Below are 24,902 nucleotides of genomic sequence, written 5' to 3' on the forward strand. Positions count from 1 at the left end.
CCAACATGGCAACTGAATTGGGCCCGACGCCGGTCAAGAAGCCGGCGTCGGGCGGGACCGAGCTCCACCACGCACCAAAGGGGGTGGGGGAGGACAACGTGATCGCGAGCCAGGGCAAGTGGGCGTCGTGGCTCCTGGCCCCCACCATCGTCGCGCTGTCCATCGTCATTGTGTACCCGATCATCAGCGCCATCGTGATGTCCTTCCAGGCCGACGCCGGCCTGGACCCGGCCACCGGCCTCTTCACCGAGGGCGGCCCGGCCGGCTTCTCGAACTACATCAACTGGCTCGCACAGCAGTGCGCGGCGCCCGACGGCGGGACCGTGTCCTGCCCGCCCGGCACGCTGGGCTCCCAGTTCTGGTCCGCGACGGCCACCACGTTCTTCTTCACCGTGGTCACCGTGGCGCTGGAGACCGTGCTCGGTTTCTGGATGGCCATGATCATGGCCCGCACCTTCAAGGGCCGCAGCCTGGTCCGCGCCGCCGTGCTGGTGCCGTGGGCCATCCCCACCGCCGTCACGGCCAAGCTCTGGCTGTTCATCTTCGCCTTCGAGGGCATCGCCAACAAGCTCTTCAACACGACCATCCTGTGGACGGGCAGCGAATGGCCGGCCAAGTGGGCGGTCATCATTGCCGACGTCTGGAAAACGACGCCGTTCATGGCGCTGCTGATCCTGGCCGGCCTGCAGATGATTCCCGCCGAGGTGTATGAGGCGGCCAAGGTTGACGGCGCCTCGGCGTGGCAGCGGTTCCGGCTGATCACCCTGCCGCTGGTGAAGCCGGCACTGATGGTGGCCATCCTGTTCCGCACCCTCGACGCGCTCCGGATGTTCGACCTCCCGTACATCCTGACCGGCGGCGCGAACAACACCACAACGCTGTCCATCCTGGTGATCAACCAGATCAGGCAGGGCTTCAACGTGGCGGCGGCGCTGTCCACCATCACGTTCATCATCATTTTCCTTGTCGCCTTCATCTTCGTGCGCTTCCTCGGCGCCAATGTCGTGGAGCAGCAGACCGGCGCAAGTAAGGGGAAGAAATGACCACCGCCGCGACCGAACTGCGCGCGCAGCAGGACCAGGGACGCAAGACCGCCCAGAACCGCGAGAAGTGGGCCCAGGGACGGACCTACATCAGTGCCGTAGTGATCCTCATCTGGTGCCTGGCCCCGGCGTACTGGATGGTGGTGACGGCCTTCCGCGAGGTGGGGTTCACCTACGACACCTCGATCCTGCCGACGCATGTCACGCTGGACAACTTCAACACCGCGTTCGACACCTCCTTCGGGAACCACTTCGGCCAGGCGCTGCTCAACAGCGTTTTCATCGGCGTCGTGGTGACCGTGGTGTCGCTGCTGATCGGTGTTTTCGCCGCCTATGCCCTCGCCCGGTTGAACTTCCGGTTCAAGTACCTCGTGCTCGGGTTCATCCTGGGGGCCTCGATGTTCCCGGGCGTCGCCCTGATCACCCCGCTGTTCCAGTTGTTCACCAACATCGGCTGGATGGGGACCTACCAGGCCCTGATCATCCCGAACATCTCGTTCGTGCTGCCGCTGACGGTGTACACGATGACGTCGTTCTTCCGCGAAATGCCGTGGGAGCTCGAGGAGTCGGCCCGGGTGGACGGCTGCACCCAGGGCCAGGCGTTCCGCAAGGTGATCATGCCGCTCGCCGCGCCGGCCATCTTCACGACGGCCATCCTGGCATTCATCTCCTCGTGGAACGAGTTCCTGATCGCCAGCCAGCTCTCGTCCGACAAGACCCAGCCGGTCACCGTCGCCATCGCGAGCTTCGCGGGCGCGCAGCCCAACCAGATCCCCTACACGGCGATCATGGCGGCCGGCACGATCGTGACGATTCCGCTGGTGATCCTGGTGCTGGTGTTCCAGCGCAAGATCGTGGCGGGCCTGACGGCAGGCGCCGTCAAGTGACGGCCTCGTGACGGCGGGTTTGTCATGACGGCCGGACAGAACCGCGGCGAGGTCCATCCCACGCACCGCAGGGTGCGTTCGGGCGACGACTTCGACATCATCATCGGGTTCCTGGGCTTCTGGGCCCTGGTCCTGCTGGCGGTCACAATCTGGATGGAGGTGACCGCCCAGCCGGCCCTCGGCTGGGCCCTGGGGCTGCTGGCGACGCTGCTTGCCCTGTACGGAATGATCCGGCTCCGGCGGCGGCTTCCGGGGCGGACGGCAGCCCGGCGACGCTGAGCGCCGGCGTCACATGCGGCGCCGGTGCCCTAGCGACACTAGGATGAAACGGCGCCGCGGGGCGCCGCGCCGGCCGCGCTTCTGCGGCCGGCCGATAAGGGGACACGGTGGCACGGACAACTGACAGGGCGCAACGCGGAGGCCACTCCGGCGTCAGCATCGAGGATGTGGCGGCGGCAGCCGGTGTCTCCACCGCCACCGTCTCCCGCGCCGTTCGGGGGCTGCCCCGGGTCTCGCCCGCCACCCGGGAGAAGATCCTCGACATCGCACAGGCCCTGGGCTACGTGGCCTCCTCCTCGGCGTCCGGCCTGGCCACCGGCCGCACCCGGACCATCGGGGTGTTGGCCCCCTTCGTCAGCCGCTGGTTCTTTTCCAAGGCGATCGAAGGGGCGGACCGGGAACTGCACGGCCGCCAGTACAACCTGTCGCTGTTCAACCTGGGCGGCCACGGCAGCCACCGCGAGCGTCTGTTCAGCAAGACCATGGTCTACAAGCAGATCGACGCCCTCCTGGTCCTCTGCATGGCCCTGACCCGGGAGGAACTGGAGCACCTGCAGAAGATCGACATCCCGCTCGTCGTCGTTGGCGGCCACGTCGCGGGCTGCGCCTACATCGGGATTGATGACTACGAAGCCGCATCCACCGCGGTGCGGCACCTGATCGGCCTGGGCCACAAGGACATTGCGCTGCTCCACGGCGACGACGAAACCGACCTGAATTTCGACGTTCCAAGGGTGCGGATCAAGGCCTTCCAGGACGTGATGGCCCAGGCGGAGCTGGACGTCCGGCCCGAGTGGGACGAGTGGGGGGACTTCACCGTCCACAGCGGCCAGGAAGCGTTCCGCCGGCTGTGGGACCGGCCCGGGCCCAAGCCCACCGCGATCTTTTGCGCCTCGGACGAGATGGCCATGGGGGTCATCTTCGAGGCCCGCCGGGCGGATGTCCGGATCCCGGAGGATCTCTCGGTGGTGGGAATCGATGACCACGAATTTTCCGCCGCCGTCGGCCTCACCACCGTGCGGCAGCGCCCCGACGAGCAGGCCGAACTCGGCACCAAGATGCTGCTCGACGAACTCGACGGCATCGCAGGGGCGGTGCGTTCCACCGTGGCCCCGCACCGGCTGGTCGTGCGGAGCACGACGGCGGCCCCGCGCCGTGCGGAGCCGCTTGCGCCGGCGTCGGGCCAGCAGGCCAGGCGGCGCTAGGCACCGGCGCGTCCGTTACCTTCGGTATCTCAGGAGGCGCGTGCCAGCTGCCGTATGGGGATCCAGCGGGAGGCTAGCCGCCGGTATGCGGCCGCGGCGCCGGTCATGTCGCCCTCGGCCAGGCACTCGATTCCCAGCCGCACGTCCAGCGGCGACTCGTCCGGGTAAACCTTGTCCGCGACCGCGCCGTAGTCGAGTTCCACGACCGAATCCGGGTGGAAGAGCTCGAGCCATTCGGTGAGCTGGGTCAGATCCTCCAGCATGTCGAGGTCCGGGGCGGCGAGGGCCAGATGGGCGACGGCGTGCCGCACCCGTTCCAGTGCGGTCCCGATCGTGGCCCGGATCCGCACGGTGATGATCCGGCCGCCGGACTCCACGACGTCGGTGGGGTCGGATTCCTGGAACAGGCAGAACCAGCTGAACGGGATCCCCCAGGTCGACGCGCGGGTATGGACCCGGCCGACGCCCTCGCGTGCCTTGACCTGGTCGATGCGTTCCTGGTGCCGGTCCCGCAGTTCCTCCGGGATCAGGAGCTGTGCCAGCGGGCCGTGGATTCCTTCCATCAGGGCGTTGGCGGCCAGGCCGGCCCGGAGCACCAGCTGGCTTGGGCAGTACAGCAGCCGGGCGGGCAGCACCTCGCCGTCGTCGTTGGCCTTGTCGGGTGCGGCGTTCCGGGGACCGGCCTTATCAGAGCCGGCGGATCCGCCGTCGCTCACGGCCAGCACGCGCACCAGATCCGTCTGGCCGGTAGGGAAGGGATCCCCGCCGGGGCGGGTGATGCGGCCCAGCGAAGCCAGCAGTTCGGCGTTCTCCACGGCGGCGCGGGACTCGGAGCGGGCGCCCGCGGCCCGCAGCGCCCCCTGCTGCTCGGCAGGGAAGGCCTCCAGGGGCTCGTAGACCCGCAGCGTCGAGGAAAACGGCAACCCGGCCTGGCCGTGGTAGAGGTTCCCTGTCATCGCGGGCCTGCGCTTCCCTGGCGGGCGTCCATCAGTCGGCCAGCTCCGCGATGACCGGGGCATGGTCCGAGGCGCCTTTGCCCTTGCGCTCTTCGCGGTCGATCGAGGCGCCCGTCACGCGGGCAGCCAGCGCCGGGGAGGCAAGGATGAAGTCGATCCGCATGCCTTCCTTCTTCGGGAACCGCAGCTGGGTATAGTCCCAGTAGGTGTAGACCCCGGGTCCCGGCGCGTGCGGGCGGACGACGTCGGCGAAGCCGGCGTCCTCGAAGGCGCGGAAGGCCGCGCGTTCCGGTTCGCTGACGTGGGTCAGGCCCTCGGTGCGGAAATAGTCGATGTCCCAGACGTCCTCGTCGCGCGGGGCGATGTTCCAGTCGCCCATCAGCGCGATCTGCGCCTGCGGGTCGGCCTTGACCCACGCCTCGGAGTGGGCCCGGAGGGTGTCCAGCCAGCTGAGTTTGTAGGGCATGTGCTCATCGTCGAGCGCCCGGCCGTTGGGGACGTAGAGGCTCCAGACCCGGATTCCGCCACAGGTGGCGCCGATCGCGCGGGCCTCCTGGACTTCGTCCTTGCCGCCCTTGCCGAAGACGGGCTGGTCCATAAAGGTGCGTTCGACGTCGTCGAGGCCCACGCGGGAGGCGATGGCGACCCCGTTCCACTGGCTCAGGCCGAAGTGGGCGACCTCGTAGCCCATCCGTTCGAACAGCTCCCACGGGAAGTTGTCGTCCTTGCATTTGGTTTCCTGGATGGCCAGGACATCGCAGTCGGTGCGCTGTAGCCAGGCCTCAACGCGGTCGGCACGGGCGCGGAGCGAGTTCACATTCCAGGTAGCAATCTTCACAGTTCCTAACTTACCTTTCCTTGGCCACGGGGCGGAGCGGCCGCGGCCGCCGGCCCGGGCCATCACCGTTGCCGGCCACTCTGGAAATTAGTAGGAAGTCCGAGTATATTCGGGAGCAGAGATGATCTAGGTCACATGCAAAGGAGCATTCCATCATGGTTCGTGAGCTTTCCCATTACATCGGCGGGCAGCACGTGGAGGGCACCTCGGGGCGCTTCGGCGACGTCTACGACCCCTGCACCGGGGAGGTCCAGGCACGCCTCCCGCTGGCCAGCGCCGAGGAAGTCCGCAACGTGGTAGCCAACGCGGAGAAGGGCCAGCTGGAGTGGGCCGCCATGAACCCGCAGCGCCGCGGCCGGATCCTGCTGAAGTTCGTGGACCTGGTCAACCAGAACATGGACGAGCTCGCCACCCTGCTTTCCTCCGAGCACGGCAAGACCTTCCTGGACGCCAAGGGCGACATCCAGCGCGGCATCGAGGTGGTGGAGTTTGCCGCCGGCGCCCCGCACCTGCTCAAGGGCGAGTTCTCCGACAGCGCCGGGACCGGCGTCGACGTCCACTCGCTGCGGCAGCCGCTCGGCGTCGTCGCCGGTATCACCCCGTTCAATTTCCCGGCCATGATCCCGCTCTGGAAGTCCGGTCCCGCCCTGGCGGCCGGCAACTCCTTCATCCTCAAGCCCTCCGAGCGTGACCCCTCCGTGCCGCTGCGGCTGGCCGAGCTGTTCACCGAGGCCGGCCTGCCGGACGGTGTCTTCAACGTGGTCAATGGGGACAAGGAAGCCGTGGACGCGCTGCTGGAGGACCCACGCGTCCAGGCCATCGGCTTCGTCGGCTCCACCCCGATCGCGCAGTACATCTACGCCACCGCCGCGGCGCACGGCAAGCGCGCCCAGTGCTTCGGCGGCGCCAAGAACCACATGGTGATCATGCCCGACGCGGACCTGGACATGGCCGCTGATGCCCTGATCGGCGCCGGCTTCGGCTCCGCCGGCGAACGCTGCATGGCGATTTCCGTGGCTGTCCCGGTGGGCAAGGCCACCGGCGACGCGCTCGTGGCAAAGCTGCAGGAACGGGTCGCGGACCTCAAGGTGGGCCACAGCCTGGCCAAGGACTCGGACTTCGGCCCGGTCGTCGCCGCCTCCGCCAAGGAACGGATCGAGGGCTACATCGCCTCCGGCGTCGAGGAAGGCGCCACGTTGCTCGCGGACGGCCGCGGCCTCAAAGTCGAAGGCTACGACGGCGGCTTCTGGGTGGGTCCGACCCTCTTCGACAACGTCACCAAGGACATGAAGATCTACCGGGAGGAAATCTTCGGGCCGGTGCTCAGCGTGCTCCGCGCGGAAGACTACGACGAGGCCCTGCGCCTGTGCAGCGAGCACGAGTTCGGCAACGGCGTGGCCATCTTCACCCGCGACGGCGACGCCGCCCGCGACTTCGCGAGCCGCGTCCAGGTGGGCATGGTGGGCATCAACGTCCCGATTCCCGTGCCGATCGCCTACTACACCTTCGGCGGCTGGAAGGCCTCCGGCTTCGGCGATCTTAACCAGCACGGCGCCGACGCGTTCCGGTTCTATACCAAGACCAAGACCGTCACCACCCGCTGGCCCTCCGGCATCCGCCAGGGCGCCAGCTTCGTGATGCCGGAAGGCAGCTGATGGCGGAGCAGACGGCGGGAGAGCCCGCGGAGGTCCGGTTCGAGCGGCGCGGCCGGCTCGGCGTCGTCACGCTGGACCGGCCCAAGGCCGTCAACGCGCTGACCGCGGGCATGGCGGCCGCAATGCTGGAGCAGCTCACGGTGTGGGCCGAGGACGACGGCGTCGCCGCCGTCCTGGTGCGCGGCGCCGGCGAACGGGGGCTCTGCGCCGGCGGCGACATTGTGGCCATCTACCGGGACATGCAGGGCGGCGGCGACGCGACCGCAGACTTCTGGGCCGTCGAGTACCGGCTGAACCTGCTGATCTCGGAGTACCCCAAGCCCTACGTGGCGCTGATGGACGGGCTGGTCCTGGGCGGCGGGGTAGGCATCTCCGCGCACGGTTCGGTCCGGATCGTCACCGAGCGCACCAAGATGGGGATGCCGGAAACCACGATCGGCTTTGTGCCCGACGTCGGCGGGACGCTCCTGCTGTCCCGTTCGCCCGGTGAAACCGGCACCCACGCGGCGCTCACCGGAGCGCACCTGAGCGGCGCCGACGCCCTGTTCCTGGGGCTCGCGGACACCTTCGTCCCCTCCGCGCAGCTCGCGGACCTGGCGGCAGCGCTCGAGACCGAGCCCACGGACGCCGCCGTGGCACGTTTCGCCGGGGAAGCCCCGCCGTCGGTCCTCGCGGCGCAGCAGGAATGGATCGATGCCTGCTACTCCTCAGACGACGCCGAGGAGATCCTGCGCCGGCTGCGCACCGTTGGCGGCGAAGCAGCGGATGCCGCCGACACCATCGCGGCCAAGTCCCCGACCGCGGTCAAAGTGGCGCTGGCCTCGCTGCGCCGCGTCCGCGGCATGAGCCTCGCCGAGGCCCTGGAACAGGAGTACCGGGTGGGCCTGCGGTTCCTGGACGGCCCGGATTTCCGCGAGGGCATCCGCGCCCAGGTGGTGGACAAGGACCGCAACCCGCAGTGGCAGCCGGCCAGCCTGGCGGACGTCAGCCGCGACGACGTCGAGGCGTACTTCGCGCCGCTGGGCGAGCGTGAGCTAAAGCTTTCGAAGGAGCACGACAATGTCTGAAGCATCGCCGACTGAGCCATCACGTTCTGACGCATCGCAGCCCGCAGCGCAGACCGGTCCCATCGCGTTCCTCGGCCTGGGCCACATGGGTGGGCCGATGGCGGTCAACCTGGTCAAGGCCGGCTACACCGTGACCGGCTACGACGTGGTGCCGGCGGCGCTGGACGCCGCCCGGGCACACGGGATCGCCACCGCGGATACCGCCGCGGAGGCCGTCGCGGGCGCCGCCGTCGTGCTGACCATGCTGCCCAGCGGCAAACACCTGCTGGACGCCTACCGCGGCACCCTTGATGAACCAGGCAAGCCCGGCGGGCCGGGCCTGCTGGCGGCCGCGGCGCCGGGGACGATGTTCCTCGATTGCTCCACTATCAATGTGGACGAGGCCCGCGAAGCCTCGGCGCTGGCGGTCGAGGCGGGCCACCGGGCTGTGGACGCCCCGGTCTCCGGCGGCGTGGTCGGGGCCGAAGCAGGAACGCTGACCTTTATGGTCGGCGCGACCGACGAAGACTTCGCCGCCGTCAAACCGATGCTGGAGGTGATGGGCAAGCGGGTGGTGCACTGCGGCGGGCACGGCGCCGGACAGGCGGCGAAGATCTGCAACAACATGATCCTGGGCGTCTCGATGATCGCCGTCAGCGAGGCTTTTGTGCTCGGCGAGAAGCTCGGGCTGACGCACCAGGCACTCTTCGACGTCGCCTCGGCCGCCTCCGGTCAGTGCTGGGCACTGACCACCAACTGCCCCGTTCCCGGTCCGGTGCCGACCAGCCCGGCCAACCGCGACTACCAGCCGGGCTTCGCCGGCGCGCTAATGGCCAAGGACCTGAAACTGGCCCTCAACGCACTCGAAAGCACTGGCGTCGCCGCCCGGCTGGGACCGCTGGCCTCCGAAATTTACGATACGTTTGCCGCGGAAGGCGGTGCCGGCCGGGACTTCTCCGGCATCATCACCGACATCCGGGACAAGTCCGAACAGCAGCCGAGGGGACAGGCATGACCGACTACACAAACATCCTGGTGGAGCGCCGAGGCCGCGTGGGCCTCGTGACGCTCAACCGGCCCGAGGCCCTGAATGCCCTGAACAAGGCGACCATGGACGAACTCGTGGCCGCCGTGTCCGCGATGGATTCCGACCCGGAGGTCGGCGCCGTCGTCGTGACCGGCTCGGCCAAGGCGTTCGCCGCCGGCGCGGACATCAAGGAGATGCAGTCCAAGGGCTACATGGAGATGTACGCCGCCGACTGGTTCCGCGGCTGGGAGGACTTCACCCGGCTGCGCATCCCGGTGGTCGCGGCGGTGTCCGGGTTTGCCCTCGGCGGCGGCTGCGAACTGGCGATGATGTGCGACTTCATCATCGCCGGGGACAACGCCAAGTTCGGCCAGCCCGAGATCAACCTTGGGGTCCTCCCCGGCATGGGCGGCTCGCAGCGCCTCACCCGCGCGGTGGGCAAGGCCAAGGCGATGGACATGATCCTCACGGGACGCTTCATGGATGCCGGGGAGGCCGAGCGTGCGGGCCTGGTGTCCCGGGTGGTCCCGGCCGCCGACGTCGTCGAGGAGGCCGTGAAGGCGGCCGAGGTGATTGCCTCCAAGTCCAAGCCCGTGGCCATGGTGGCGAAGGAAGCCGTCAACGCCGCCTTCGAAACCGGGCTGGCCCAGGGCGTGCTGTTCGAACGCCGCGTGTTCCACTCGCTCTTCGCCACCGAGGACCAGAAGGAGGGCATGGCCGCCTTCAGCGAGAAGCGGCAACCCGACTTCACCCACCGGTAGCCGGCCCGCGGGAGGAACCGCCATGGGCACCGGTTTTCTGGGGGTTGGGGCTTGGCCGGAGGAAGTCCGCGCCCTGCTCCCCGGCGACGGACTGGTCCCCGCCGCGGACGTGGTGATGGACCGGGGGTTCGACCTGCCGGCCCCGCCCGCCGCCGTCTGGCCCTGGTTTGTCCAGCTGGGCAAGGAACGCTCCGGCTGGTACCTGCCCCGGCGGGCGGAAGCCCTCATTCCGGCGAGGCGGCGCGCCCTCCGGACCCTTGACCCGGCCTTGCAGGACCTCCATGCCGGAGACGTCATCGCCGACTGGGGTGGTCCAGGGGCCACGTTCGAGATCGTGACCGTCGACCCGCCCAGGGCCCTCGTGCACCGCTCGCAGCGCGGCGCGCTCGCCATCAGCTGGGCCATCGTCCTGCGGCCCGCGCCGGACCAGGCTGACCCTCAGGGCACAGCCTCCGGCACGCGGGTGCACCTGCGGCTCCGGCTCGCCGGCGTCAAACGCCGCCGCCTCGTCGAAATCGGCGGCGGCCTGTTCGATCTCCTGACCATCGCGGGACTCGCGGCCGGGCTGAGGGAACGGCTGGCCGGCCCCCGGCGGTGAGCCCCGCCGGCCGTGACGTGGCCTGCGGCAATGGCGTCAGGCCGTGCGGCGGGCGCGGAGCACGGCATCCTGGACCGTGACCGGGGCGCCCTCGGAATCACTGGTGGCCCGCGGCCGCGCGGTGCAGGTCACGATCTCCCACTCATGGGGGTCGAGGCCCGCGGCGATCTCCTCGGCGGTGAACAGCAGGCCGGGGGTGGAGGGCCGGCGCACGCTGGTGTCCAGGTCCGAGGGGTGGTGGCCCACGATCAGCAGCGTCCCGCCCGGCGCCACGGAGGCGGCCAGCCGGCTGTACACCCCGTCGCGCTGCGGGGCCGGCAGGTGCAGGAACTGCGCCGACACAAGGTCGAAGGTGCCGGCCGGCGGTGGTGACGCGGTGAGGTCCTGGTGCTGCCAGGTGATCCGGGCGGCCGTTTCGGGCTCGTCCTGAACCGCGGCGGCAGCCCTGGCCAGGGCCACGGACGAGATGTCCACCGCCGTCACCCGCCAGCCGCGCCGGGCCAGCCAGGCGGCGTCCGCGCCTTCTCCCGCTCCGACGTCGAGCGCGGAACCCGGCGTGAGGTCCGCGACCTCGGCCACCAGTTGGGCGTTGGGCTCCCCGCTCCACACGGACGCGTGCTCGCCGTGCTGGCGGTACCGCTCGTCCCAGAACGATTCATCGAATTCCATGCTGCTCTCCTCCGGAACCTTCTTACCCGGCGCTGATCCCGAACAGGCCGATGATCAGGGCCATCACCATCAAGGTCACGAGTTCGTGGGCGCAGTTCAGTACCGTCAAGCCCGCGGGGCGGCCCTCGAAGGCGTCGTGCGTGACGAAGCGGGCCGCGGTGAATCCGGCCCACAGGATCAGGGCGGTTACCAGCGTGTTGGCCAGGAAGTTGCCGCCGTAGAAGTGCTGCGAGATGGCGGCGGAGCCGGCCAGCACCCACGCGCTGATGAGGCTGACCAGCAGCGTGATGAGGATGGGCTTGACGGCGTCCCTGGCGTCCCCGCTGGGAGTGACCTTGGCGACGCGCATCCAGTAGTTGCCAAACACCTTGGGCGTGTACCAGACGGATCCGACCACCATGCTGGACAGGGTCGCCAGCAGTACGGCCCAGATGTTAATTTCCGAAATCATTGCGCTCTCCTCGGCTCCGGGCCCATCCCTCGACGGACCCGCAAGGGAAGTGTACGGCTTAGCCGCTGAAGTCCCCGGCATTGCGCCGGAAGTTGCCCAGGATCCGGATCAGCTGCTCCACGTCCGGAGCCTCGAAGCCGGACTGGCCGAAGACCTCGGCGTTGAGCACCGCCGTCGCGCGCTTGGCGAGGGTCCGCCCCTCCGAGGTGAGCTCGATCAGCGTGGTCCTGCCGTCGGTGGGGTGCGGGGACCGGAGCACCAGCCCGGCCTCCTGCAGCCGGTCGACGGCGTTGGTCACCGACGTGGGGTGGACCTGGAGCAACGCGCTCGCCTTGTTCATGGGCAGCGCGCCGCTGCGGGCGAAGCTGAGCAGGGCCAGCAGTTCGTAGCGCGCGAACGTCAGTCCAAACGGCTTGAGTGCCGTTTCGATCCTGCCCAGCAGGATCTGCTGGGTCCGCATGATGGCGGTGATGGCGGCCATCGGGGCGGCGACGTCGGCCCAGCCGTGCCGCTCCCAGTTGCGCTGGGCGTCGGCGATCGGGTCACGCGGCAGCGGGGTGCCCATGCCTAGCCCTCGCCCTTCAGCCCGGGGAAGTCGGCCTCGGAGTACTCCGTGCCCAGCCCCTCCGGCACCCGGCCGGCCCCGTGCCGCAGTTCCTCGTTGTGCCGCAGTTCCACCCGACGGATCTTGCCGGAGATGGTCTTGGGCAGCTCGGCAAACTCCAGCCGGCGGATGCGTTTGAAGGGGGCCAGGTGCTCGCGGCAGTAGCGCAAGATGTCTTCGGCCAGTTCGGGTCCGGGCTCGTGGCCGGCGGCCAGGACCACAAAGGCCTTGGGCACGGACAGTTTGAGCGCGTCGGGGGAGGGGACGACGGCGGCCTCCGCCACCGCCGGGTGCTCGATCAGCACGCTCTCCAGCTCGAACGGGGAGAGCCGGTAGTCGGAGGACTTGAAGACGTCGTCGCCGCGGCCCACGTAGGTAATGATGCCGCGTTCGTCCCGGCTCGCCATGTCCCCGGTGTGGTAGTAGCCGCCGCGGAAGGCCTCAGCGGTCTTCTCCGGGTCCCCATAGTAGGCCTTCATCAGCCCGACGGGGCGCGGGTCCAGGCGCAGGCACAGCTCTCCGTCGTCGGACTCTTCGCCGGTGGCCGGATCCACGAGGACGACGTCGTAGCCGGGCAGCGGCCTGCCCATGGCGCCGATCTTGATCGGCTGCCCGGGGGTGTTGGCGATCTGCACGGTGGACTCGGTCTGGCCGAAGCCGTCCCGGATGGTCTGGCCCCAGGCCCGCTGGACCTGGTCGATGACCTCGGCGTTGAGCGGCTCCCCGGCGGACACCACCTTGGTGGGCGGGTGCTTGAGCAACGTCAGGTCGGCCTGGATCAGCATCCGCCAGACTGTCGGCGGGGCGCAGAAACTCGTGACCCGCTCGCGGTCCATCTGCTCCATCAGCGCCTTCGCGTCGAAGCGTTCGTAGTTGTAGATGAAGACGCAGGCTTCCGCGATCCAGGGCGTAAAGACGTTGGACCAGGCGTGCTTGGCCCAGCCGGGGGACGCCACGTTCAGGTGCACGTCGCCCGGTTCCATCCCGATCCAGAACATGGTGGACAGGTGCCCCACCGGATAGGAGGTGTGCGTGTGTTCCACCAGCTTGGCCTTGGACGTGGTGCCGGAGGTGAAGTAGAGCAGCAGGGTCTCGTCGGCCAGGGTGGGCGCGTCCGGGGTGAAGTTCTCCGCCGCGGCCGCCGCGTCCGCGTACTGCAGGGGCGCCGTGTTGGTTTCGGCGTTGCCGGCGCCGCCGCCGATTTCGATCAGCCTGTAGTCGCCCGGGACGCCGGCGAATTTAGCGATGTTGGCGCTCCCGACGGCGGCCCAGCCGGCGCCCCCGCGCTCCACCCGGTCCTGCAGGTCCGCCGGTCCCATCAGGGTGGTCGTGGGGATCATCACGATGCCGAGTTTGATGCCGGCGAGCATCAGTTCCCAGAGCTCCACCTGGTTGCCGAGCATGATGATCATCCGGTCCCCGCGTCGCACGCCCTGGGCCCTGAGCCAGTTGGCCACCTGCGCGGAGCGCCGGGACAGGTCAGCGAAGCTGCGCCGCGTGACCGTGCCGTCCTGCTCCACGATCACCAGGGCCGGCCGGTCCGCCGTGGCGGGATCGGCCGCGATCTGGTCGAACCAGTCGAGGGCGAAATTGAACTCCGCGAAGCGCGGCCATTCGAATTCCTGGCGCGCGGCCGTGTAGTCCCCGCGGAGGGCCAGCAGCCTGTCCCTCGCGGCACGGAAATCCTCGGTGACGGTCATGGTGCACCTTTCGCAGCCGGTCGCAGCCAGGCGGCCCGGTGGCGGCCGCCGCTGGCCTAGTGATCCACATCACTGTGCAATATACTAGGACATCCAAGGGTTTGGAAGAGCAGATGTTGCTGCCGATGCGCGGCACATTACGAAGGGATACGTGCCCGTGCAGTCACAAGGAAGTGCCAGCCGACAGCCCGCCGTCAAGGCAAGGGCAGGCGAGGCAATGGCCGTCCAGGCCGCGCCCGCCCGCGGCGGCGCCACGGAAAGTCCGGCCCCGGCGCCGGTGGCGCCGCCGTTCCCGGACGCGGACCTGATGTACATCGTGGACCTGCTGCCGGCGGACGAACGGGCGCGGTACCAGGAGATCCGGGAGTTCCTCCAGGCCCGGATCCGCGCCGCGTCGATCGACTACTGGAACCGCGAGGAGTTCCCTTTCGGCCTGCTCGCCGAGCTGGGCAAACACGGCCTGGGCGGACTGCAGACGGACGGTACCTCCAAGCTGTTCAAGGGCCTGATGTACGTCGAGGTGGCCCGCGCAGACGTCTCGCTCTCGGCCCTCGTGGGCATCCACAACGAACTGATCGTCGGCATGATCGACGAGCTTGGCTCAGAGGAGCAGAAGGCGCGGTGGCTTCCCGGGCTCACGGCCTTCACCCAGCTCGGGGCTTTCGCCCTGACCGAACCGGACCACGGCTCGGACATCGCCGGGGGTCTGTCCACTACGGCGCGGCTGGAAGACGGCGAGTGGGTCATCAACGGTGCTAAACGCTGGATCGGGGCCGGAACGATCGCCGACTTCGCCCTGGTCTGGGCGCGCGACGTCGCGGACCAGCAGATCAAGGGCTTCATCGTGGAGACGGACAGGCCCGGCTACACCGCCACCAAGATCGCGAACAAGATCGGGCTGCGGATCATGCAGAACGCGGACATCGTGCTCGACGAGGTCCGCATTCCGGAATCCAACCTGCTGCCGGGCGCCACTGACTTCTCCCGGGCCAATGAACTGCTGCGGGACTCGCGGGCGTGGGTGGGCTGGCAGGGCGCCGGCATCCAGCTGGCCGCGTTCGACGTCGCCCGAGCCTATTCGCTGGAACGCAAGCAGTTCGGCAAGGAACTGGCCCGCTTCCAGCTGGTCCAGCAGCAGCTGGCCGAGATCCTGGGCAACGCCAGCGTCTCCCTGGCGCTGATGGCCCAGCTGGCGCGGATCCAGCAGGAGGGCAAGCTGGAGATGGTGCAGGCCGCCATGGCCAAGTCCACCACCACCCGGCTGGCGCGGGCCTCCGTCGCGATGGGGCGTTCGCTGATGGGCGGCAACGGGATCAGCAGCGACTTCGAGATGGGCAAGCTCTTCGGCGACGCCGAGATCCTCTACACCTATGAGGGCAGCTACGAGATCAACTCCCTGATCGTCGCCCGGGCCGTGACCGGAAAGTCCGCCTTCGTCTAGGCGTCAGCCGGCTGCGCCGTAGCGCTCGCTGCGGTTTCGTCCGGCGTGCTTGGCGGCGTACAGCGCCCGGTCCGCGCAGGCCAGCAGGCTGTGGCTGCCGGCGTCGCTCAGTTCGCAGACCCCGGCGGAGACCGTAATCGGGCCCACCTCCCCGAAAGGCTCCGCTTCGATGGCGGCGCGTGCCCGTTCCGCCGCGAGCAGTGCCTCCCCGCCGTCCGTGCCGGGCAGCAGCCAGACGAATTCCTCCCCGCCGAAGCGGGCAACGATCTCGTCCTGGCGGGCGACGCCGCGGAGCCGGGCCGCGACGTCCGCCAGCACCACGTCGCCCATGAGGTGGCCGAAGGTGTCGTTGACCTTCTTGAAGTGGTCGATGTCCAGGACGACGGCGCTGAGGCTGGTGCCGCGGGATGCCGCGAGTTCGATCTCGTGGGCGAGGTGCTGCTCGAGCGCGCGCCGGTTGGGCAGCCCGCTGAGCTGGTCGGTAGTGGCCTGCAGTTCCAGGCTGGTGCGTGCCTCGGTGTTGCCGATGGCGATCTCCACCAGCTCGGCGAACTGGGCCAGGCGATCCAGCATTGCCTCGGTGACGCCCGTGCTGGACTTCGAGGTCAGGGTGACCACGCCCCACAGGCTGCCGTGGACCCTGATGGGGGCGCCCGCCGCGGACTGGAAGCCGCCGGCACGCATCTGCTCGGCGGCGGGGCCGCCCTCCGGGCCGTAGACCACGAGGGCGGGCTTGCCGGTGGCGGCGACGCGGACGGTCGCCGAGGTGTCCGTGAGCGAGAAAACGTGGGTTCGGTTCAGGGTGGGCGGCAGGGCCGGTGCCATTGCCACGATTTCCGCTGACAACGGCCCGGTGAAGCGGACGACGGCGGCCGAATCCACCGTGAAGAGGTCCCGCAGGATGAACGCGACCCGCTCCGAGATGTCCGCCGGGGCGGCGTTGCGGGCGACGGCGGTGGCGATCTCGTGCAGCGCGGCCCACGTCTGTTCCTGCTGGAGGCGCTCGGTGACATCCACGGCCACCACCATGCCGGCGGTGGCGTCGTCGTCGGAGTAGACGGGTCCTGCCTTCAGCCGGTAGGTCCGGTGTCCGATCCGCCGGCTCCAGGCGACCTCTTGGCCGGACAGGGCCGCACGGTAGCGGGGTTCCAGCTCGTTGGCCAGGGCGCCGTCGAGCACCTCGTGGATGGTTTTGCCTTCCAGCTCGGTGGACCGGTAGCCGAAGGACTCCAGCTCCTGGCCTTCCGCGATCAGGTAGCGCAGGTCCGCATCGAAGAGCAGGACAAAGACCCCGGGGACGCTGCGCGCGAGTGCCCGGTACCGGTCGGTGTCGCGCTGCTGGCGGCGTTCGGCGAGCACCCGCCCGGTGATGTCGGTGACCATCACGAAGAAACCGGATGTCCCGCCCTCGCGCAGGTCCGGCAGGTAGGAGACCTCGGTGAAGCGGGTCGCCCCGGCGGCGTCCGTGAGCGTTCGCTTAAAGAATTGCGGTTCGCCGCTGAGCACTTTGGCGATGTAGGACTGGTTGGCTGCCAGCACGGCGTCGCTGAGCAGGTCCTGGATGTGCATCCCGTGCAGCTCGTCGGATGTGACGCCGAACCAGTCAAGGTAGGCGTCGTTGGCCAGCCGGTTGCGCAACCCTGCGTCCCAATAGGCCACCATGGCCGGGATGCCGTTGAGCACGGCCCGCATCTGGGCGGGGACCTCCGGCAACGGCGGCCGTTGTGCGTTCTCCTGGGCGAGAGCGCTGTGAATATTCATTGCCCCAGTATCTATTGCGGCGGCGTCCGACGGGAAACCGGGTCTGCCGCCCGCGCAGCCGCCTCGAGGCGTGCCCGGTGCGCGGCCCATTCCTCGGCGCTGCGCGGCGTCAGGTTCGGGTCGCCGGGGCCCTTCCCGGCCGTCCCGTCGATAAGTTCGCGCAGGATGTCGGCGTGGCCCAGGTGCTGCGCCGTTTCGACGCACATGTGGACGAGGATCTGCTGAAGGGTGACGACCCGGCGTTCCTCCGGCCACCACGGAACCTGGCCCGCGGCGTCCAGGGGCAGGGCTTCAATGGTGGCGTCGCTGTGGGTGGCCGCCGCGTGGTGCAGTGCGACGATCTGGTCCCGGGTTTCGTCCGGGGACGCCCACAGGTCGGCATCCGGTTCGGCGTCGTCCGCCAGCCAGGGCAGCGGCTGGCCGTGCGGGCGGCCGAAGACTTCACCGAAATAGCCGGCCTCGACGCTGGCCACGTGTTTGACGAGGCCCAGGAGGTTGGTCCCGGTCGGGGTCAGCGGCCGGCGGACGTCGTAGTCGTCCAGCCCGTCCAGCTTGGCCAGCAGTTCGGCGCGGCGCAGGCGCAGGTAGCGGTGCAGGATCTCCTTGTCGTCCATGACCGGCATCCTACCGGGCCGCCGGCCAGAGCTGGCGGTGGGGTCCTCCTACCGGAACGCCGAGCTTCCCGTGATGCGCTGCCCCAGGATGAGGGTATGGACCTCATCGGTGCCCTCATAGGTACGCACCGATTCGAGGTTGTTGGCATGCCGCAGCGGGGAGTAGTCCAGGGTAATGCCGTTGCCGCCCAGGATGGTCCGGGCTTCCCGGCAGATGGCGATGGCCTCGCGGACGTTGTTCAATTTTCCTACGGAGATCTGGACCGGTTCCAGCGTCCCCGCATCTTTGAGGCGCCCGGTATGCAGGGCCAGCAGCGTCCCCTTCTGGATCTCCAGCAGCATGTTGACCAGCTTCTCCTGGGTGAGCTGGTAGCCGGCGAGTGGTTTGCCGAACTGCAGCCGGTCCTGCGAGTACGTGAGCGCCGCCTCGTAGGAGTCCCGGGCCGCGCCCATCGCGCCCCAGATGATCCCGTAGCGGGCCTCGTTAAGGCAGGAGAACGGGCCGCGGAGCCCCTGGGCGCCGGGGAGCAGTGCCGCGCCGGGAAGACGGACGTCCTCAAGGGCGATGTCGCACTGGATCGAAGCCCGCATGGACAGCTTGGACCCGATCGGCGTCGCGGTGAACCCGGGCGTGTCCGTTGGCACGATGAACCCGCGGACACCTTGGCTGGTGTTGGCCCAGATAACGGCAATCTGCGCCACGGAAGCCAACCCGATCCAGCGCTTTGCGCCGTTAATGATCCAGCCGCCGCGGCCGTCGGGCTCCGCGAAAGTCGCCATACTGGACGGGTCGGAGCCGGCAGTAGGCTCTGTCAGCCCGAAGCAGCCGATCTTTTCGCCCCGTGCCATCGCCGGGAGGTGCTCGTTCTTCTGCTCCTCGGACCCCCACTTGTGGATGGCGCTCATGGCCAGCGATCCCTGGACGCTGACGAAGGTCCGGAGCCCGGAGTCGCCGGCTTCCAGTTCCATGGCGGCGAGGCCGTATTCGACGGCGCTGCGGCCGGGGCAGCCGTAGCCCTCCAGGTGCATCCCGAGCACACCGAGCCCGCCCAGTTCGGGCACCAGCTCAAGCGGGAAATGCGCCTGCTCGTACCAGGCGCTGATGTTGGGCCGGATGCGCTCCGTCACGAAGGCGCGGACCCTGGCGCGCAGTTCAAGCTCCTCCGCCGTCAGCAGGCTGTCCAGGTTAAGGACGTCGTCGTTCACAAGGGTGGCTTCGGCTATGGTCACGGGTTTAACTCCAGGCAAATAGGTGGCGGCAATCTCCATTGATTCCGGCAGCGGCCGGCAGGTACTGACCACTGTGCCAGCCGGATTGCGACGGTTCCAATACCGAATGGTGCCCGCGCTGATACCCGCGGCGCATCAATCCGCCGGCGGGCCCGGCGACGGGAGGACGGATTCGGAGAGCTGCAAGACCTGGCGGAGCGCAGGGCTCATGTTGTCCTTGCGCCAAACCAGGCGCAGCTGGATGACGTCGGCCGGATCATCCAGCGGCAGGAATACAACTCCCGGGTGGCTGAAATTCTCGGGCACCGACGACACCGTCAACGCGACCCCGATCTCTGCGGCGACGAGTGCCATCAGAGTCTGGGAATCCGGTGCCACCTGCACGATTTCCGGAGCATAGCCGGCGCTGTTGGACAGTCGGCGAAGATAGTCGTGCAGGATGGCGCCGGGATGCTCGGGGAGGGTGACAAAAGGCTCCCCGGCGAGGTCGGCCATCACCAGCGAGGTCCGCCGGCTCAGGCGATGGCCCTCGTGCAGCGCCACCACGAGCCGCTCATTCGCGACAGTCCGGGACTCCAGAGCCTCCGGAATGAAATTCCACCGGCCAAGGCCAATTTCCATGGCGCCCCTCATGACCCGGTCCATGGCTGGCAAGGCAAAGTTCGAACTGGACAGCTGGAACTCAATCCCCGGGTGGGTCTCCCGGACCTTTTTGGCCAGTTTTCCGACCATAACGTGTGAGGAAACCCCGGCGAACGCCACCCGTACCCTTCCCGTCTCGCCCTTGCCCACCGAGGCCACCGCCAGGGCTGATCGACGGCAGGCCGCCAGGATGTCCCGCGCCGGGGCCACCAGCGCTTCGCCCTCGGCGGTCAGCCGGACCGACCGGGTATTCCGGACAAAGAGCGGTGCCTTGAGCTCGTGCTCCAGACGTTGAATGGCCCGGCTCAGCGGCGGCTGCGCCATATGAAGCTTTTCTGCCGCCCGGCCGAAATGCAGTTCGTCAGCGACCGCGAGGAAGGCCCGTATCTGTTGAATTTCCATCCCGCTTCACGCCCGGTCCAGGTAAACGTCGTTGTTCATCTGCTCAAGATACCGAACAAACCGGCGCCGGCAGTGATGAGGCTGAGGTATCAATTCGGCACAAATGCGTATTGGACGCGGATCAATCGGCTTGCCAAGGTAGGTGATGCAGACCACATATCGGAGGAACCACATGAAAAAACCGAACGCTGAATCGGCCGCCGGCTCGGGCGTCGGCCCGATCCCGGACGCTGCCAGCCCGGCCCCCGGCATGCTCGGCCGCCGAGGGTCAGGCCCGCTGGCCGGCGTCGTGATCGCAGACTTCAGCCGGGTGCTCGCTGGGCCCTATGCCACCATGCTGCTGGCCGATATGGGCGCGACGGTTATCAAGGTTGAGGGGCCCGAAGGGGACGACACCCGCAGCTACATGCCGCCGGTCCGCGACGGCGAGGCCACGTTCTTCCTGGCGGTAAACCGGAACAAGCACTCGATCGCCCTGGATTTGAAGGACCCGGAGGACCTTGAGGTGGCGCGTGCGCTGATCCGTTCCGCGGACGTCATGATCGAAAATTTCAAGCCGGGCAACATGGAACGCCTTGGGCTGGACTACACCGCCGCCGCCGAGCTGAAGCCGGACATCATCTACGCATCCATCACCGGGTTCGGCACCGGCGCCGGCGCGCACATCCCGGGGTATGACCTGCTCGTGCAGGCAGCCTCCGGGATGATGAGCCTGACCGGTGACCAGGGCACGCAGCCGTACCGGGCCGGCATCGCCCTGTTTGACGTCATCACCGGCCTGCACGCGGCCATCGGCATTCTGGGGGCCCTGCACCACAAGGACCAGACCGGTGAGGGCCAGTTGGTGGAGCTGAACCTCCTGACCTCGGCTCTGTCCGGCATGGTCAACCAGTCCGCGGCCTACGTGACCGGCGGTGTGGTGCCGACCCGGATGGGCAACGAACATCCCAGTATGTACCCCTATGCACCGATGCAGACCGGGGACGGCATGATCATCATCGCGACGGGCAACGATGCCCAGTTCGTCCGGCTCTGCGCTGCCTTGGCCATTCCCGACGTCGCCACGGACCCGAAGTTCGCCACCACACTGCAGCGCAATGCGCACCGGGATGAACTCCGGGAGATCCTTCACACCGTCCTGGCAACGCAATCCGCCGCGCAGTGGTTCTCGCAGCTCTCCGACGCCGGCCTGCCATGCGCCCCGATCCAGGACGTGCGCGGCGGTGTCGATTTCGCCGAACGCCTGGGACTGCAGCCGGTGGTCCTGGCCGGCAGCGGGATGCGGAGGATCCCCACGGTCCGGCACCCCGTGGAGTACTCCCGCACCCCCGTCGACTACCCGCTCGCGCCTCCAGAGCTTAACGAAAGCTCCGAGCTGGTCCGCGACTGGCTGCTCCGGCAGAAGACCCTGGCCCATGCCTGAGCCGTACCGGACGCGGATCTCCCCGCGCTGGTCGGACCAGGACCTCAACGGCCACGTGAACCACGCCGCCGTCGTGACGTTGCTCGAGGAGGCCCGGATCCGGTGGCGTGCGACGACGCCGGGGGCCCGGACTGCCGCCGCGACGCCGACCGTGGTGGCGGCCCTCGAGCTGAACTACCGCCGCCCCGTGATCCACGGCCAGGACCTGACGGTCGAGCTGACGGTCAGCAGGATCGGCACCAGTTCCTACACCCTCGAGTGCGCAGGCACCCAGAGCGGCGAAGTCGCCGTGGACGGCCGGACCGTCCTCGTCGCGGTTTCGCCGGAGACCGGCGCGGCCAGGCCACTGGCGGACGAGGAACGGCATTGGCTCGCTCAGTTCCAGCTCAGCTCTTGCCGCACCTAAGCACCCGGCCCCCAGAATTCCCATCCCACCCCTGGAGTTGAACCCAATGACTACCGATCCCGCCGAAAACGGCACTGACTTCTACCTGATGGACGATTTCCTGACCGCGGAGGACCGCGCCTTGCGGCTGAAGGTCCGAAGCTTCGTGGACAAGGACCTGCTTCCGGTCATCAACGGCTATTGGGAACGGGCGGAGTTCCCGTTTGAACTGATCCCCAAGCTCGCAGCCCTTGGCATTGTGGGCACCACCATCAAGGGCTACGGGTGCCCGGGGCTGAGCCGGCTCGCTGCCGGGATCGTCGCGGCCGAGGTCTCCCGCGGCGACGGCTCGGTCAACACCTTCCTCGGTGTCCAGTCAGGCCTGGCCATGGGCACTATCAACATGCTGGGCAGCGATGAGCAAAAGGGACGCTGGCTTCCGTCGATGGCCACTCTGGACAAAATCGGTGCCTTCGCCCTGACCGAGCCGGATCACGGCTCCGACTCGGTGGCACTGGAAACCAGCGCCCGGCGCGACGGCGACAGCTACATCATTAACGGCCGCAAACGGTGGATCGGCAACGCCAGCATGGCCGACGTCGTCATCATCTTCGCCCGCGACGAGGAGGACGGCAAGGTCAAGGCCTTTGTTATGGAGCGCAACGACGACGGCAACTACCCAGCCGGCTACCACCCCGAAGTCATCACCGGAAAAATCGGCAAACGTGCCATCCTCCAGCCGGACATTACCTTGGAAAACGTCCGGGTGCCTGCCGGCAACCGGCTCACCGGCTGCCACTCCTTCAAGGACGTCACCCGCGTCCTGACCGCCACCCGCAGCGGGGCATCCTGGGAGTCCCTGGGCCACGCCATGGCCGCGTATGAGACTGCCGTGGACTACGCGAAGACCCGCCAGCAGTTCGGCAAAGCAATTGGCAGCTTCCAGCTGGTGCAGAACAAACTCGCCAACATGCTGGCCGAGCTGACAGCCATGCAGCTGATCTGCTTCCGGCTGGCCGTCCTGGCCGAGGACGGGCGGATGACCGGGCCAATGGCGTCCCTCGCCAAGATGCACACGGCGCAGAAGGCCCGGTGGATCTGCTCCGAAGCCCGGGACATGCTCGGCGGCAACGGCGTCTTGCTGGAGAACCACGTCGCCAGGCACATGACGGATATGGAGGTGGTGTCCACCTACGAGGGCACCGACTCCATCCAGTCCCTGCTCGTCGGCCGGGAAATCACCGGCATCTCAGCCTTCAGCTAGATCTCCACCCCCACCTAATCAAAGGAATCACCATGAGCAATTTCACGAACAAGGTGGCAGCCGTCACCGGCGGGGCCCAGGGGATCGGCGCCGCCACCGCCCTGAAGCTGGCGGCCGGCGGTGCAACCGTCGTCGTCCTGGACCTCAACGAGGGCGGCGCCAAGGACACGGCGCAACGGATCTCCACCGAGCCGGAGGTTCTCGCGGCCGGCGGCCGGGCCGTCGCAGCCGTTTGCGATGTCACGGACGAGGCCACCGTGGCCCGGGTCTTCGCCGAACTCCACCGGGAGTTCGGCCGGCTCGACATCCTCGTCAACAATGCCGGCATCACCCGGGACAACCTGTTCTTCAAAATGGAGCGCCCGGACTGGGATTCGGTACTCGCCACCAACCTGACCAGCGCCTACCTCTGTTCCCGGGCCGCGCAGCGGTACATGGTCCCGGCCCGGTCCGGAAGGATTGTCTCGCTCAGCAGCCGCAGCGCCCTGGGCAACCGCGGCCAGGCGAATTACGCGGCTGCGAAGGCCGGCATCCAGGGCCTGACGGCCACTCTCGCCATCGAGCTCGGCGCGTTCAACATCACCGTCAACGCCGTGGCCCCCGGCTACATCGCCACGTCCATGACCGCCGCGACGGCCGAGCGCGTCGGCAGCAGCCCGGAAGAGCACCAGGCGGCGGTCGCCGCCCGGACACCGCTGGGCCGGGTGGGGCAGCCCGAAGAAGTGGCCGCCGCCGTGGCGTTCTTCGCCAGCGACGACGCCTCCTACATCTCGGGCCAGACGCTGTACATCAACGGCGGGGCGCGCTGATGGCGGAAGCGTTCCTCGTCGGTGGTGTCCGCACTCCGGTGGGCCGCCACGGCGGTGCACTCGCCACGGTCCGGCCCGACGACCTGGCCGCCCTCGTCCTGCAGGCCGCGGTGGCACGGGCGGGCCTCGCTCCTGACAGCATCGAGGAAGTCATCCTCGGCTGTGTGAACCAGGCCGGGGAGGACAACCGCAACGTTGCGCGGATGGCGGTGCTGCTGGCGGGATTGCCCGACGCCGTCCCCGCGGTCACGGTCAACCGGCTTTGTGCCTCGGGAATGACCGCCATCAGCATGGCGGCGCAGTCGGTCCGCAACGGCGACGCCGATCTTGTGGTGGCCGGCGGCGTCGAATCCATGACGCGGGCACCCTGGGTGATGGCCAAGCCGGAAAGGCCGTTTGCCGGACCGGGGGAGCTGGCTGACACCTCGATCGGGGCGCGGTTCGTCAATCCGCGGATGCGGGCCGGCGCCCGGCTCTCGATGCCGGAAACGGCAGAGGAAGTGGCCGGACGCGAAGGGATCTCCCGTGCCGATGCGGACAGCTTTTCCTTGCGCTCGCACGAGCTGGCGCTAGCGGCGATCGATGCCGGCCGGTTCCGGGACGAGATTGTTCCCGTGCCGGTGACCGGCCGGCGCGGCGACGTCTCGTTTGTCGACACCGACGAGGGGCCGCGGCGCGGTTCCACCCCGGAGGCGCTCGCGGCCCTGAAGCCGATCGTTCGCAAGGATGGCATCATCACCGCGGGCAACTCCAGTTCCCTCAACGACGGCGCCTCTGCCGTGGTGGTGGCCAGCGGCGAGGCCGTTGCCCGCTGGGGTCTGACGCCACGGGCGCGGATCGTCACCAGCCAGGCGGCCGGGGTTTCCCCGGAGGTCATGGGCATTGGCCCGGTGCCGGCCACGCGGAAGGCTTTGGCGAAGGCCGGCTGGAGCCTGGACGGCGTGGGCGCCGTCGAACTCAACGAAGCTTTCGCCGCACAGTCACTCGCCTGCATGCGGCTGCTGGGGCTTGATCAGGGCACCGTCAACAACGACGGCGGCGCTATCGCTCTGGGTCATCCGCTGGGATCCTCCGGTTCACGGATCGTCGTGACGTTGCTGGGCCGGATGGAACGTGAAAACGCCGCTCGAGGCTTGGCCACGATGTGCGTCGGCCTGGGCCAGGGCGTCGCGATGCTACTGGAGAGGGTCTGATGATGAGGCTGTTTGAAAA

The 24,902-nt window shown here is 68.5% G+C and carries 25 protein-coding genes; 15 read left to right on the plus strand and 10 right to left on the minus strand.

Going from position 1 to position 24,902, the window contains the following annotated elements:
• Positions 1–5: 5 nt before the first annotated feature.
• The 4 genes from FFF93_RS01630 (at position 6) to FFF93_RS01645 (ending at position 3,414) form a co-directional block, all read left to right on the plus strand.
• Positions 6–1,043, plus strand: coding sequence for a carbohydrate ABC transporter permease (locus FFF93_RS01630; RefSeq protein ID WP_138767624.1), 1,038 nt, complete (start codon positions 6–8; stop codon positions 1,041–1,043).
• Positions 1,040–1,930 (plus strand): carbohydrate ABC transporter permease, encoded by an 891-nt coding sequence (locus FFF93_RS01635; protein WP_138767623.1) that lies wholly within the window; start codon positions 1,040–1,042, stop codon positions 1,928–1,930. The genes FFF93_RS01630 and FFF93_RS01635 overlap by 4 nt, the downstream gene beginning before the upstream one ends.
• Positions 1,931–1,954: 24 nt before the next feature.
• Entirely contained in the window at positions 1,955–2,209 is a 255-nt protein-coding gene (locus FFF93_RS01640; protein WP_138767622.1) for a hypothetical protein, read from the plus strand.
• 107 nt (positions 2,210–2,316) lie between these two features.
• A complete protein-coding gene (locus FFF93_RS01645; RefSeq protein ID WP_138767621.1) occupies positions 2,317–3,414 on the plus strand; it encodes a LacI family DNA-binding transcriptional regulator in 1,098 nt (365 codons plus the stop codon).
• 29 nt (positions 3,415–3,443) lie between these two features.
• Here the strand turns inward: FFF93_RS01645 and FFF93_RS01650 are convergent, their stop codons facing one another.
• Together FFF93_RS01650 and FFF93_RS01655 are read right to left on the minus strand one after the other, a co-directional pair.
• The gene (locus FFF93_RS01650; RefSeq protein WP_138767620.1) at positions 3,444–4,370 is read right to left on the minus strand and encodes a hypothetical protein; all 927 of its coding nucleotides are present in this window, start codon (positions 4,368–4,370) and stop codon (positions 3,444–3,446) included.
• Positions 4,371–4,401: 31 nt separating this feature from the next.
• Positions 4,402–5,208: an exodeoxyribonuclease III gene (locus tag FFF93_RS01655; RefSeq protein ID WP_138767619.1), complete on the minus strand. Its 807-nt coding sequence runs from the start codon at positions 5,206–5,208 to the stop codon at positions 4,402–4,404.
• Positions 5,209–5,363: 155 nt separating this feature from the next.
• Between FFF93_RS01655 and FFF93_RS01660 the strand changes: the two genes are divergently transcribed.
• The 5 genes from FFF93_RS01660 to FFF93_RS01680 are packed head-to-tail and all read left to right on the plus strand — an operon-like array spanning position 5,364 to position 10,295.
• Positions 5,364–6,863 (plus strand): CoA-acylating methylmalonate-semialdehyde dehydrogenase, encoded by a 1,500-nt coding sequence (locus FFF93_RS01660; protein ID WP_138767618.1) that lies wholly within the window; start codon positions 5,364–5,366, stop codon positions 6,861–6,863.
• Positions 6,863–7,930 (plus strand): enoyl-CoA hydratase/isomerase family protein, encoded by a 1,068-nt coding sequence (locus FFF93_RS01665; protein WP_138767617.1) that lies wholly within the window; start codon positions 6,863–6,865, stop codon positions 7,928–7,930. The genes FFF93_RS01660 and FFF93_RS01665 overlap by 1 nt, the downstream gene beginning before the upstream one ends.
• Positions 7,923–8,924: a 3-hydroxyisobutyrate dehydrogenase gene (mmsB, locus tag FFF93_RS01670; protein ID WP_138767616.1), complete on the plus strand. Its 1,002-nt coding sequence runs from the start codon at positions 7,923–7,925 to the stop codon at positions 8,922–8,924. Before FFF93_RS01665 ends, mmsB begins: the two co-directional genes overlap by 8 nt.
• Entirely contained in the window at positions 8,921–9,697 is a 777-nt protein-coding gene (locus FFF93_RS01675) for an enoyl-CoA hydratase (protein ID WP_138767615.1), read from the plus strand. The genes mmsB and FFF93_RS01675 overlap by 4 nt, the downstream gene beginning before the upstream one ends.
• A gap of 22 nt (positions 9,698–9,719) precedes the next feature.
• On the plus strand, positions 9,720–10,295 hold the full coding sequence (locus tag FFF93_RS01680; protein ID WP_138767614.1) for a hypothetical protein: 576 nt from the start codon (positions 9,720–9,722) through the stop codon (positions 10,293–10,295).
• A gap of 36 nt (positions 10,296–10,331) precedes the next feature.
• Here the strand turns inward: FFF93_RS01680 and FFF93_RS01685 are convergent, their stop codons facing one another.
• Genes FFF93_RS01685 through FFF93_RS01700 form a run of 4 tightly spaced genes read right to left on the minus strand, consistent with a single transcriptional unit; the run spans position 10,332 to position 13,719 of the window.
• The gene (locus FFF93_RS01685) at positions 10,332–10,964 is read right to left on the minus strand and encodes a bifunctional 2-polyprenyl-6-hydroxyphenol methylase/3-demethylubiquinol 3-O-methyltransferase UbiG (RefSeq protein ID WP_138767613.1); all 633 of its coding nucleotides are present in this window, start codon (positions 10,962–10,964) and stop codon (positions 10,332–10,334) included.
• Between the two features lie 22 nt (positions 10,965–10,986).
• A complete protein-coding gene (locus tag FFF93_RS01690) occupies positions 10,987–11,415 on the minus strand; it encodes a DUF1761 domain-containing protein (RefSeq protein ID WP_138767612.1) in 429 nt (142 codons plus the stop codon).
• 58 nt (positions 11,416–11,473) lie between these two features.
• Entirely contained in the window at positions 11,474–11,980 is a 507-nt protein-coding gene (locus tag FFF93_RS01695) for a MarR family winged helix-turn-helix transcriptional regulator (protein ID WP_138767611.1), read from the minus strand.
• Positions 11,981–11,982: 2 nt separating this feature from the next.
• Entirely contained in the window at positions 11,983–13,719 is a 1,737-nt protein-coding gene (locus FFF93_RS01700; protein WP_138767610.1) for an AMP-binding protein, read from the minus strand.
• A gap of 217 nt (positions 13,720–13,936) precedes the next feature.
• On the opposite strand from FFF93_RS01700, the gene FFF93_RS01705 reads away from it, so the two are divergent.
• Positions 13,937–15,160 carry an acyl-CoA dehydrogenase family protein gene (locus FFF93_RS01705; RefSeq protein WP_395858441.1) on the plus strand — a complete coding sequence of 408 codons (1,224 nt, stop codon included), beginning with the start codon at positions 13,937–13,939 and terminating at the stop codon, positions 15,158–15,160.
• A gap of 3 nt (positions 15,161–15,163) precedes the next feature.
• On the opposite strand, the gene FFF93_RS01710 is transcribed toward FFF93_RS01705, so the two are convergent.
• The 4 genes from FFF93_RS01710 to FFF93_RS01725 all read right to left on the minus strand — a co-directional run bounded on the left by FFF93_RS01710 (position 15,164) and on the right by FFF93_RS01725 (position 19,809).
• Positions 15,164–16,921 (minus strand): diguanylate cyclase, encoded by a 1,758-nt coding sequence (locus FFF93_RS01710; protein WP_186372206.1) that lies wholly within the window; start codon positions 16,919–16,921, stop codon positions 15,164–15,166.
• Positions 16,922–16,932: 11 nt separating this feature from the next.
• Complete coding sequence (locus FFF93_RS01715) at positions 16,933–17,535, minus strand: DinB family protein (RefSeq protein WP_138767608.1); 603 nt, start codon at positions 17,533–17,535, stop codon at positions 16,933–16,935.
• Between the two features lie 48 nt (positions 17,536–17,583).
• A complete protein-coding gene (locus FFF93_RS01720) occupies positions 17,584–18,765 on the minus strand; it encodes an acyl-CoA dehydrogenase family protein (RefSeq protein WP_261375249.1) in 1,182 nt (393 codons plus the stop codon).
• A gap of 135 nt (positions 18,766–18,900) precedes the next feature.
• Positions 18,901–19,809, minus strand: coding sequence for a LysR substrate-binding domain-containing protein (locus FFF93_RS01725; RefSeq protein ID WP_138767607.1), 909 nt, complete (start codon positions 19,807–19,809; stop codon positions 18,901–18,903).
• A gap of 172 nt (positions 19,810–19,981) precedes the next feature.
• On the opposite strand from FFF93_RS01725, the gene FFF93_RS01730 reads away from it, so the two are divergent.
• The 5 genes from FFF93_RS01730 to FFF93_RS01750 are packed head-to-tail and all read left to right on the plus strand — an operon-like array spanning position 19,982 to position 24,883.
• Positions 19,982–21,232, plus strand: a complete 1,251-nt coding sequence (locus FFF93_RS01730; protein ID WP_315851468.1) for a CoA transferase — start codon at positions 19,982–19,984, stop codon at positions 21,230–21,232.
• On the plus strand, positions 21,225–21,638 hold the full coding sequence (locus tag FFF93_RS01735) for a thioesterase family protein (RefSeq protein WP_138767606.1): 414 nt from the start codon (positions 21,225–21,227) through the stop codon (positions 21,636–21,638). Before FFF93_RS01730 ends, FFF93_RS01735 begins: the two co-directional genes overlap by 8 nt.
• Before the next feature lie 46 nt (positions 21,639–21,684).
• On the plus strand, positions 21,685–22,881 hold the full coding sequence (locus tag FFF93_RS01740; RefSeq protein ID WP_138767605.1) for an acyl-CoA dehydrogenase family protein: 1,197 nt from the start codon (positions 21,685–21,687) through the stop codon (positions 22,879–22,881).
• A 32-nt stretch (positions 22,882–22,913) separates the two neighbouring features.
• The gene (gene fabG, locus FFF93_RS01745) at positions 22,914–23,690 is read left to right on the plus strand and encodes a 3-oxoacyl-ACP reductase FabG (RefSeq protein WP_138767604.1); all 777 of its coding nucleotides are present in this window, start codon (positions 22,914–22,916) and stop codon (positions 23,688–23,690) included.
• Entirely contained in the window at positions 23,690–24,883 is a 1,194-nt protein-coding gene (locus FFF93_RS01750) for an acetyl-CoA C-acyltransferase (protein ID WP_138767603.1), read from the plus strand. Before fabG ends, FFF93_RS01750 begins: the two co-directional genes overlap by 1 nt.
• Positions 24,884–24,902 lie beyond the last annotated feature (19 nt).

Source organism: Arthrobacter sp. KBS0702, from assembly GCF_005937985.2.
Classification (GTDB): Bacteria; Actinomycetota; Actinomycetes; order Actinomycetales; family Micrococcaceae; genus Arthrobacter.

What these genes read in the sequence shown, in the direction of transcription:
- FFF93_RS01675 (WP_138767615.1), top strand. Translation starts at nt 8,921, where the DNA reads ATGACCGACTACACAAACATCCTGGTGGAGCGCCGAGGCCGCGTGGGC.
- FFF93_RS01630 (WP_138767624.1), top strand. Translation starts at nt 6, where the DNA reads ATGGCAACTGAATTGGGCCCGACGCCGGTCAAGAAGCCGGCGTCGGGC.
- FFF93_RS01740 (WP_138767605.1), top strand. Translation starts at nt 21,685, where the DNA reads ATGACTACCGATCCCGCCGAAAACGGCACTGACTTCTACCTGATGGAC.
- FFF93_RS01640 (WP_138767622.1), top strand. Translation starts at nt 1,955, where the DNA reads ATGACGGCCGGACAGAACCGCGGCGAGGTCCATCCCACGCACCGCAGG.
- FFF93_RS01750 (WP_138767603.1), top strand. Translation starts at nt 23,690, where the DNA reads ATGGCGGAAGCGTTCCTCGTCGGTGGTGTCCGCACTCCGGTGGGCCGC.
- FFF93_RS01700 (WP_138767610.1), bottom strand. Translation starts at nt 13,719, where the DNA reads ATGACCGTCACCGAGGATTTCCGTGCCGCGAGGGACAGGCTGCTGGCC.
- fabG (WP_138767604.1), top strand. Translation starts at nt 22,914, where the DNA reads ATGAGCAATTTCACGAACAAGGTGGCAGCCGTCACCGGCGGGGCCCAG.
- FFF93_RS01660 (WP_138767618.1), top strand. Translation starts at nt 5,364, where the DNA reads ATGGTTCGTGAGCTTTCCCATTACATCGGCGGGCAGCACGTGGAGGGC.
- FFF93_RS01650 (WP_138767620.1), bottom strand. Translation starts at nt 4,370, where the DNA reads ATGACAGGGAACCTCTACCACGGCCAGGCCGGGTTGCCGTTTTCCTCG.
- FFF93_RS01715 (WP_138767608.1), bottom strand. Translation starts at nt 17,535, where the DNA reads ATGGACGACAAGGAGATCCTGCACCGCTACCTGCGCCTGCGCCGCGCC.
- FFF93_RS01635 (WP_138767623.1), top strand. Translation starts at nt 1,040, where the DNA reads ATGACCACCGCCGCGACCGAACTGCGCGCGCAGCAGGACCAGGGACGC.
- FFF93_RS01695 (WP_138767611.1), bottom strand. Translation starts at nt 11,980, where the DNA reads ATGGGCACCCCGCTGCCGCGTGACCCGATCGCCGACGCCCAGCGCAAC.
- FFF93_RS01665 (WP_138767617.1), top strand. Translation starts at nt 6,863, where the DNA reads ATGGCGGAGCAGACGGCGGGAGAGCCCGCGGAGGTCCGGTTCGAGCGG.
- FFF93_RS01735 (WP_138767606.1), top strand. Translation starts at nt 21,225, where the DNA reads ATGCCTGAGCCGTACCGGACGCGGATCTCCCCGCGCTGGTCGGACCAG.
- FFF93_RS01710 (WP_186372206.1), bottom strand. Translation starts at nt 16,921, where the DNA reads ATGAATATTCACAGCGCTCTCGCCCAGGAGAACGCACAACGGCCGCCG.
- FFF93_RS01730 (WP_315851468.1), top strand. Translation starts at nt 19,982, where the DNA reads ATGAAAAAACCGAACGCTGAATCGGCCGCCGGCTCGGGCGTCGGCCCG.
- FFF93_RS01685 (WP_138767613.1), bottom strand. Translation starts at nt 10,964, where the DNA reads ATGGAATTCGATGAATCGTTCTGGGACGAGCGGTACCGCCAGCACGGC.
- FFF93_RS01680 (WP_138767614.1), top strand. Translation starts at nt 9,720, where the DNA reads ATGGGCACCGGTTTTCTGGGGGTTGGGGCTTGGCCGGAGGAAGTCCGC.
- FFF93_RS01705 (WP_395858441.1), top strand. Translation starts at nt 13,937, where the DNA reads ATGGCCGTCCAGGCCGCGCCCGCCCGCGGCGGCGCCACGGAAAGTCCG.
- mmsB (WP_138767616.1), top strand. Translation starts at nt 7,923, where the DNA reads ATGTCTGAAGCATCGCCGACTGAGCCATCACGTTCTGACGCATCGCAG.
- FFF93_RS01690 (WP_138767612.1), bottom strand. Translation starts at nt 11,415, where the DNA reads ATGATTTCGGAAATTAACATCTGGGCCGTACTGCTGGCGACCCTGTCC.
- FFF93_RS01725 (WP_138767607.1), bottom strand. Translation starts at nt 19,809, where the DNA reads ATGGAAATTCAACAGATACGGGCCTTCCTCGCGGTCGCTGACGAACTG.